Here is an 8,316-nt window from a genome sequence, read left to right as displayed (position 1 = left end):
TCGCCGAGGCCGGTTCTTATTTTGCTACTTAAGCTTGGTTCTTCTTCATCGCAGCCAGTCGGGCTTCGATTTCAGAAACCGCCGGAGCTTCGGCTTCAATTGCCGACGCAGTTGGGGCTTCATCCAGAACGTTCTGCTCGCCCTTCATCGCTGCCAATCGGGCTTCAACCTCAGTTTCTTCACCCAGATCTTCCAGAGCGGCAAACTGCGAGTCTAGCGAGGAAGCGGCAAGCTCGGAAGCGCCACGGACCTTAGCCTCATCCTGACGGATCTTGTCTTCGAAACGACTGATCTCGCTGGTTGGATCATTCATATCCAAGGCCTTCAGCGTTTCCATCATCTGGCCTTGAGTCTTGGCATTACGCGCACGGGCGACAAGCTCATCACGCTTGCCTACCAATTCAATGCGCTTCTTACCCATGGTGTTCAGACCATCTTTAAGCTTCGCGACAACTTCGCGTTGCGAGGCAATGCTCGGAGCCAGGTTCTTAACCTTTGTCTCCGCTGCCATCTGACGCTGGATTGCCACGGTCGCTAGCTGGTTGAACTTCTGTGCGTTGGTGACATCCCCGGCAGCCGAGAATTCTTCGGCTTTGTTCGAAGCGGCAAGGGCTTTAGAGCCCCAAGACTTCGCTTCGTCCATAGCTTTAGCTTGGTCGTCTTCTGCCATACGCAGGTTACCGATGGTCTGCGCTACCGCCGACTCAGCCTGGGCAATGTTGTTGGTGTAATCGCGAACCTGCTGGTCCAGCATCTTCTGTGGATCTTCGAGCGCATCCAGTGCCGCATTGGCGTTGGCTTTGCCGATCCCGAAAATACGGGCCCAAATTGAGCGTTTCTTGGCCATGGTGCGTCCCTTCGTTAACCGCAGCTTTAACTCTATGCGACGCAGCACCGAGCGCTAAACTCAACTTCACCTCATGGCGCGGAAAGTTGGGGCTGCGCAGTCACCGGTAATTACTCAAGGCACGCATAACAACGTGCTCGGGATTAGCAGCATTCTCCTGCTGCTCATTGGTGATCCGAAACCATTTAGTCATGAAACAAAACTAAACGACGTCAGCTGACATCATGGAGGCTATGAGCACTCCATGGATAAAATATCTAGTCAGACTAGCGCCAGTGATTTTGCTCCTGGCTTTAGGATTCTTGACCAACCTTGGATTATGGCCTCGATTTGCTATCGCTGTAGGCCTGGCAGTGTTGCTTAGTCTTATTTTCCGTCGGGGCGCGACAGAGCAGAACGAAGCCCACGAAAGGCCAAGTGATTCGAAGTAGGATCCTCTATTATTTCAGCGCAAAGCAGACAGAAAGGTTCAATCATTAAAGTGGCGCAGGTACCTGCCCGGAGCATCCAAGAACAATCGCCAGTTTCGCACCATATCTAACTCGTCATAGGTGGATCGGCGCAGCCCCCACTCCCCGACTTCATAAATGTCAGCTTCCGGCAACGACGCAAGGATGGGCGAGTGTGTGGAGAGTACTACTTGGGACCCTGTGGCCAGCAAGTCTGAGATATGCGAGAGCAGCGTGAGGCTTCCTTCGAAAGACAGCGCCGATTCGGCCTCGTCAAAGACCCAGAGCCCGTTAACCGCCGAACGCGAGGTGAAGAATTCAATGAATGATTCACCGTGGCTTTGCCGGTTATGTAGTCCACGTTTCTTCTGGTCTTCGCGGTCTAGGTCTTCGAGGTACGCGAAGTGTCCATGCATCGTTTCGGCTCTGAGGAACACTCCGGCACCTGAGGCTCCAGCGCCACGCACTAGTTGCAGGTGCTCCCCCAGCGCGGAATCATTGGCATATCTTTGGTGGCGGGAATTTTGTGTGCCACCTTCCACATTGAGCCCGAAGGCTTCGGCAATTGCCTCGACCAGCGTTGATTTTCCTGCACCATTTTGACCGACCAAGATTGTCAGCTGCGAGAGGTCTAGTCCGTCATCGAGGATCTGGCGTACCGCCGGGATCGTAGCGGGCCACAAGTTTCGATCCGCCGGTGATTCAAGATCCTCTTGTACCCTGCGCACCGGAAGCATTTGGAAGGGCTGGTTCATAGCTTCGAGGCTACCAAGTGCTAGGTACAACAAAGCCTCCGAGGCCAGCTGCGAAATTACGCTTGGCCTCGGCGGCTTCGATTCGGTCTTACTTACCGGCTTCCAGCGCAGTCATATTCCCGGCAAAAAAGTCTGCGATTTCTTGATGTGCGGACAACGGGAAGATCCCTGCAACGTACTGATCCGGACGGACCACCACGATAGCGCCGTCCTTGCTGATCTCACGTTCACGGAAGATGTCGCGACCATGCCCGGCAGCAAAGACCTGGTTGATGTCATGCAGGCCGAAAGGCACCTTCACCGGCTGGAAAACCTTGGGAACATCGTGCAGCTCAACCTCGGTGTAGTCCTGCTGGTAGATGGCCTTCAGATCAAAGACCGCATCCTCATCCACTCCGCCGGGCGTATAAAGATTGCGCGGTGAGGCAGCATCTTGGCTCCACCAAGCAGCGAACTGTGCCATCGCAGTGCCTTCCAATGCTGGTGCCGCTTCATCGGCGAAAGCGTAGACGCGCCAGCGGCCATCTGCTTCATGGAAATGACCTAGGTGACGCCAACGGTTATCTGCACGGCGAATCACCTCAGCAGATTTGAAGCGCTTACCCACCGGGAAGCCCGGGGCCAAGTCCTGGTGTTCCAGCCCTGTAGTGATCGCCGATTCGGTGTACTGAGTCATGAATCCGGCAGGGAATTCCATGGTGCTCACGTAGTAGCGTTCCAACTCGTCTGGGTCTTCCCATTCCTCGACAGACTTGGCCATCAGCGAGGACCATTCCTTATCAAAGTTGATCAGGTTCTGCGCGATCACCTTGCGCTCCTCGGCGTAGGTGTTCAGCAGTGCTTCCGGGGCGCGTCCTTCAAGCACGGCAGCAAGTTTCCAGCCGAGGTTAAAACCGTCCTGGATGGACACGTTCATGCCCTGACCGGCCTTCGCGGAGTGGGTATGGCAGGCATCGCCCATGATGAATGCGTGCGGTGTCCGGGTGCCACGCTCTTCATCGGACACGTCGTCGAAGCCGTCGGTGATGCGGTGGGCAACCTCGTAAACGGAGAACCAGGCTACGGACTTCACGTCAAAGCTGTAAGGGTGCACAATCCGGTTCGCGGTGGCAATGATGTCTTCTACCGGAGTATTGCGAATCGCTCCGGCGTCCTCAGCGGTCAGCTCGCCAAGGTCCACGTACACGCGCACCAGGTAACCACCCTCGCGTGGAATCAACAGGATGTTGCCTGCATCGTGGGATTGGATTGAGCACTTCACCTGAATATCAGGGAAGTCGGTGTTCAGCATGATGTCCATGACGCCCCACGCGTGCAGGGAGGCATCGCCGTGTAGCTTGTGACCCAATGAGCGTCGTACCGCGCTGCGGGCGCCATCACCACCGACAAGATACTTTGCTTTGACCTTGCGTTCTTGCCCGGAAAGTTCACCGGCCACATATTTGATGCGCGCGGTGACCGGGAATTCGGCTGTCGGATCGATTTCACAGTCCAAGTACTCCACACCGTAGTCCGGGGTGATCTTGCCCGGTGCACGTTCGGCGTCGCGTAAGAAGTAGTCCAGGATTCGGGCCTGGTTTACGTAGATGTGCGGGAATTCGCTCATGCCGGTGGAGTCATCAGCGGCCCGTGAGTGGCGGATGATGTTTGCGGGGTTCTGCGGATCTGGGGTCCAGAAGCACATCTCGACGTTGCGGTAGGACTCTTCGATAACTTCGTTGGCGAAGCCGAAGGCCTGGAACGTTTCTACCGAGCGGGCTTGGATTCCGTCGGCCTGGCCTACCTGCAACCGGCCCGGGCGCATCTCAATGGCGCGGGCATTAACACTGGGAAAGCGGGAGAGTTGGGCTGCGACTACCGCGGCAGCTGGGCCGGTTCCAACGATCAGCACATCCATCTCATCAGGGATTTCTTCCGAGCGGTCGATGCCGTACCCGGCAGCTGGTTTCACGCGTGGATCGCCGGAAACATAACCTTTGTGATGGATCTGCATTTTTACTCCTTAGGAATGCCACAGACTTCATTGTCTCTATAGTTGCGACATTGATGTAACTATAGATACAATCGTAGCTATCCTTGACTGCAGGAGCAAGACGCAAGTCACATTATGGCGGCCACAACGAGTTTCCGTGCACGGCGAAAAGACTAAAAAATGACTAAGACTACCGAAGGCGGATCCCAGACTCTGGGCCGCGGACTCAAAGCGCTCACGCTTATTGGCGAATCCTCCAGCCCACTGACCGTGGCCGAATTGGCCGAAAAATTAGGCATTCACCGCTCCATGGCTTACCGGCTGGTGAAGACCTTTGAACAATATGGCTTTGTGGAGCGTACGCCCTCCGGAGATCTAGAATTAGGAGCACGGCTCGGTGCCTTGGCGCGCAATGCTTCCAAGTCTTTACAGGCAGCGGCCACCCCGCATCTGGCCACGCTCTCGGACGAACTGCAGATGACCGCGCTCTTAGTAGTCTTTGACGGAGAAGCTGCAGTCACGTTGAGCACCGCCGAACCACGTCATGCAGATGCCACCGTGGCACAACGCCCGGGAACAAGGCACCCCATCGATAATGGCGCCCCGGGACGCGTGATCCGTTCTCAGCTCAACCCGGATCAGTACCCAGCACAGGATTATGAGTTCAGTTATGACGAAGTCATCCCCGGGCTCACCTCAATCGCGGTGCCGGTCAAACTACCGCAAAACAAGCCGGGGGCAATTGCGGTAATCTACCTGTCCCAGGAGTTGGATCAGACTCAGGTGGCACTGAAACTTACCGCCGCTTCCGCGCGAATTTCCGCTAGCCTGGGCGTGCGAGCCTAAGGGCAACTGCCTACAACTAACTGCCTATGCGGTGCACGCTTCGTTTGAACATCCGGAGTCGCGGGGCAGGTATGTTTCGGTTCCATCTACTTTTTCCCACACCACGTGGCGGTGCTGACCGCAACGTGCACAAGACGGTGCCAAATATGTGGCCCGCTCTTCCATGGTGTATGCCCGAAAATCTCCCATTTCGACCTCCCAGTGTGTACGGGCCTCGACGTGCTCGCCGTGGCTCCGCCAAATCGTGCTTTCACTCTACGCCGGGATTGCCCACCGGGCTAGAGGTAGCCCGAATCAAGCCTCACTAGTGCGATTGAGCGTCCAGCGGGATACTAAGAATCTCGTCTCGGGTTTTCTTCAACGTCTTTTCGGACGGTCGCAGAAAGCAGGAAGTTTGTTGCCAGCCGTCCCCATTCCATGGTTCCGCCTTCGGCCTCGGTCATGGCGCGTAGGCGTGCCAGGCCCTGCCCATTGGGAGTCTGTGAATGCACCGGGCGGACACCGTTATTACGGACCGAAACTACCCAGTATGGCGGTTGGCTTTCGTCGGTTTCTTCCTTGATCCAGATCACCATTTGGGTGGGATCAGCATGCTTAACCGCGTTCGTGGCTGCTTCGCGAATTATTCGCATGGCCAACTGCGGGAAGTTCTCTGTCTGGCCCAGGCCCGAGCTGTGGATATTAACTTCAATGCCAGTATCCCGCAACGAAGTAGCAATCCGTTCAATGTCTTCGATGGTTGCAGTGAGTTCTTCGGGCGCTTCTAGCTGGCCCATCGTATCGAATGTTCTGCGTAATGCGGTCATTGCTCCGGTCACCGCCTGCCGAACGTGGATCAAGCTCAACGCCGTGCGGGTATCGGTGGACGAAGCATCCAACGCGGCGTTGGTATGCAGGGAAGCTACCGCTAGGTTGTGTGCCAACTCGTCATGCAGCTGATAGGACACCTTCGAACGGTGCAATATCCGTCCTTGTTCTTTTTCGGCCTCTGAGGTCCGCTCGGCAAACTCTCGAACACGTCGTTGATGTTCTAGTGTCACCTCTCGGGTGGTGCGCAACTGGGCATAAAGAATAACCAGCGCAGCCAACGAGGCGTAGGCCAACATTTCAAAGTCAAAGAGGTCTTGGAAGGATGCCCCCTGCACTAAGCGCACCGCGCTCATCACGATGAAAACCGCTAACGCTCCAAGATAAGAGCGCATGCGGTGTCCAGCCAAGGTGATCAGGGCGAGGAAGAACAGCAAAGGTGGAAGTATGGCAATACGGGGCATGGCCAACAGCAACCAAACGCAGATACCCAGTCCGGCTACCAGCCAGGTGGCGCGCGCAAATCGATGTCGCAAAACGCTGAGGACGCCGAAACCAACGGCGAATGCCCCAGCGGTCACCAGATACGCAGCGGTCATTTCTTGTTGACCGCTAGCTGGTTTACTCACCAGCGACAGGAGCATCACGGCCAGAAATATGGCCGCTGCCCAGAGAATGCTTTGAATGCGCAGGCTGCCTTTTTCTTCCACGCTTTCAGTCTATGTCTCCTCCGGCTTGTTCTTCGAGACGCTAGTAGTCCAAAGCGTTCAGCGCGACTTATTAGCCCTTAAAGAACTCACGCATCAACCCGAGTTGGTACCCCGTGGTCCTCCACAAAGCGTGGCCTGCCAGCCATAATCCCGGTAAAGGTTTGAAAGAGGATCAACCCTGCAATCAGTAATATCGGCAGAGTCCAGGAATCGGTGGTCTCATGCAATGCACCGACGAGGAATGGTCCGGGGATGGCGATCAGGTATCCAACGGACTGTCCGAAGGTAGAAAGCTTGCTCACTCCGGCGGCCGTGTGCGCTTTCAAACCGATCATCGTCAAGGCCAAGGGGAAGCTCGAACCACAGATCCCGAGAAGTACCGCCCAGATAAACGCACCTTCTACCGGCGCGATTAGCAATCCTGCAATAGCGACCATTCCGGCAATTCCATTGACGACCACCAGTGGACCTTGATGGGCAAACTTCGCTGCGAGGGCAGGCATGATAAATGATAGTGGGACGCCGACACCAAGAATCACGCCCAGCAACGCTCCGGCATAGGCTGGGTCAACTCCGAAGTCGGTAAATATCTTCGGTGCCCACCCCATCAAAATGTAGGCGACGGTTGATTGTGCTCCAAAAAACAGCGCAATCCACCAGGCCGTCGAGTTTCGGCTCATTGGCCCCATTGCAGGGGCTAAGCTCTGAGTCTTGGGCACCGGCATTTGAAGCTGGGTGATCTGATTGCGTAAACCGAAATACACCACCACCCAGATAAGCATCGCAATCAATGCTGGAATGGCCCACAGCGCTAGGCCGCCTCGCCATGCGCTACCGAGTGCGTCATTAACCGGTACCGCTATCGCCGCAACGACGGAGGCGCCGAGTGCCACCGCGGTGGTGTACGAGCCGGTGACCAGTCCAATTTTTGTGGGGAACCAGCGTTTGACGAGCACCGGCATCAGAATATTTCCGACAGCAATTCCTGCAAGTGCAAGTGCGGTGAAGATGAAAAACACCCACGTATTTGGTCCGAGGGAACGCAGGGCCAACCCGCAGAGAATTGCGAGCATCGCACCCACCACCACTAGCTCGGGTCCACGCTTGCCGGCAAGGCGCGGGGCTAACGGGCCAAGTATGGCGAAACATAATGGCGGCACCCCGGTAATGATCCCGGCGATAAACCCATTCATTGACAAGTCTTCAATGACCGGATCCAGCAATGCGCCCAGCGAGGTGACTGCTGGACGCAAATTTACTGCCGCAAGAATCATGGCAATGAGCAGTAACGCGCTAAAGCCCCTAGGCAGTGCCGGGTGTTTGGGATCCATAACGTCATCCTAGCCAGCAAGATGTCCGAAGCATCCTTTGATGACCACCTCGCGCAAATACTACCTCTGGTACTGTTCATGTCCCTGCGCTGCAGAAACGATGAGGTTGCTGCCGGCAAGGGCCGAACCGGAGTTTAGCGCGCTGAGCCACTGGTCGGTGGTCGATACCGCGGCCCAGTTCGAATGCAACAGCGTCATCAGCGTTTCGTGGATCTGCTGTGCGCTGGCGGAACCTGCTTCATTGGCAATATTGATGGCTCCGGTGGCATCGGAGAGTACCTCAACATTAAAACCTAGTGGTTCGGCGGCTGCCACCGAGCCGATCACGCAGTTGTTGGTCATGAAACCGGTGAGAGTGATCGTGTCGATATTGCTTTCACGCAACCAGGCTTCCAACCCCGTGCCGGCGAAGACGCTGGCGTATACCTTGGTGAAGACTTGTGTGGCTTGATCTGCGCGCTGCGCAATTTCGGGGTACCCACGGACGCCGCCAATGGTGTTCCACCCGTTGCGGAGATCGGGTGCGTGCGGCACGCGCTTACGCGCGCAAACGTGAGAACGCGTTAAACAGCTCAGCCTAGGCAGGAAACCTAGGCTGA

8 protein-coding genes are annotated in these 8,316 nt (G+C 56.1%); 2 read left to right on the top strand and 6 right to left on the bottom strand.

Translation table 11 applies throughout. The features are described from left to right. Positions 1–28: 28 nt before the first annotated feature. The 3 genes from CIK74_RS08340 to CIK74_RS08330 all read right to left on the bottom strand — a co-directional run bounded on the left by CIK74_RS08340 (position 29) and on the right by CIK74_RS08330 (position 4,044). The gene (locus CIK74_RS08340) at positions 29–847 is read right to left on the bottom strand and encodes a PspA/IM30 family protein (protein ID WP_096255489.1); all 819 of its coding nucleotides are present in this window, start codon (positions 845–847) and stop codon (positions 29–31) included. 469 nt (positions 848–1,316) lie between these two features. Beyond that, positions 1,317–2,051 carry an AAA family ATPase gene (locus tag CIK74_RS08335; protein WP_141392908.1) on the bottom strand — a complete coding sequence of 245 codons (735 nt, stop codon included), beginning with the start codon at positions 2,049–2,051 and terminating at the stop codon, positions 1,317–1,319. An 88-nt stretch (positions 2,052–2,139) separates the two neighbouring features. Continuing rightward, the gene (locus CIK74_RS08330; protein WP_096255486.1) at positions 2,140–4,044 is read right to left on the bottom strand and encodes an FAD-dependent monooxygenase; all 1,905 of its coding nucleotides are present in this window, start codon (positions 4,042–4,044) and stop codon (positions 2,140–2,142) included. A 159-nt stretch (positions 4,045–4,203) separates the two neighbouring features. Between CIK74_RS08330 and CIK74_RS08325 the strand changes: the two genes are divergently transcribed. After that, on the top strand, positions 4,204–4,869 hold the full coding sequence (locus CIK74_RS08325) for a helix-turn-helix domain-containing protein (protein WP_096255484.1): 666 nt from the start codon (positions 4,204–4,206) through the stop codon (positions 4,867–4,869). A 332-nt stretch (positions 4,870–5,201) separates the two neighbouring features. Here the strand turns inward: CIK74_RS08325 and CIK74_RS08320 are convergent, their stop codons facing one another. The 3 genes from CIK74_RS08320 to CIK74_RS18515 all read right to left on the bottom strand — a co-directional run bounded on the left by CIK74_RS08320 (position 5,202) and on the right by CIK74_RS18515 (position 8,212). Continuing rightward, positions 5,202–6,386, bottom strand: a complete 1,185-nt coding sequence (locus CIK74_RS08320; protein WP_096255483.1) for a histidine kinase — start codon at positions 6,384–6,386, stop codon at positions 5,202–5,204. Between the two features lie 86 nt (positions 6,387–6,472). Next, positions 6,473–7,717, bottom strand: a complete 1,245-nt coding sequence (locus tag CIK74_RS08315) for an MFS transporter (protein ID WP_096255481.1) — start codon at positions 7,715–7,717, stop codon at positions 6,473–6,475. Between the two features lie 60 nt (positions 7,718–7,777). Further along, positions 7,778–8,212 (bottom strand): isochorismatase family protein, encoded by a 435-nt coding sequence (locus tag CIK74_RS18515; RefSeq protein WP_240520498.1) that lies wholly within the window; start codon positions 8,210–8,212, stop codon positions 7,778–7,780. Between CIK74_RS18515 and CIK74_RS18510 the strand changes: the two genes are divergently transcribed. After that, a complete protein-coding gene (locus CIK74_RS18510) occupies positions 8,158–8,298 on the top strand; it encodes a CGNR zinc finger domain-containing protein (RefSeq protein WP_240520497.1) in 141 nt (46 codons plus the stop codon). The genes CIK74_RS18515 and CIK74_RS18510 overlap by 55 nt on opposite strands. Positions 8,299–8,316 lie beyond the last annotated feature (18 nt).

Source organism: Glutamicibacter sp. BW77 (assembly GCF_002332285.1).
In the GTDB taxonomy this organism is placed as follows: Bacteria; Actinomycetota; Actinomycetes; order Actinomycetales; family Micrococcaceae; genus Glutamicibacter; species Glutamicibacter bergerei.
The sequence above is the reverse complement of the archived record's forward strand: the minus strand, read 5'-3'. Positions and strand labels throughout refer to the sequence as shown.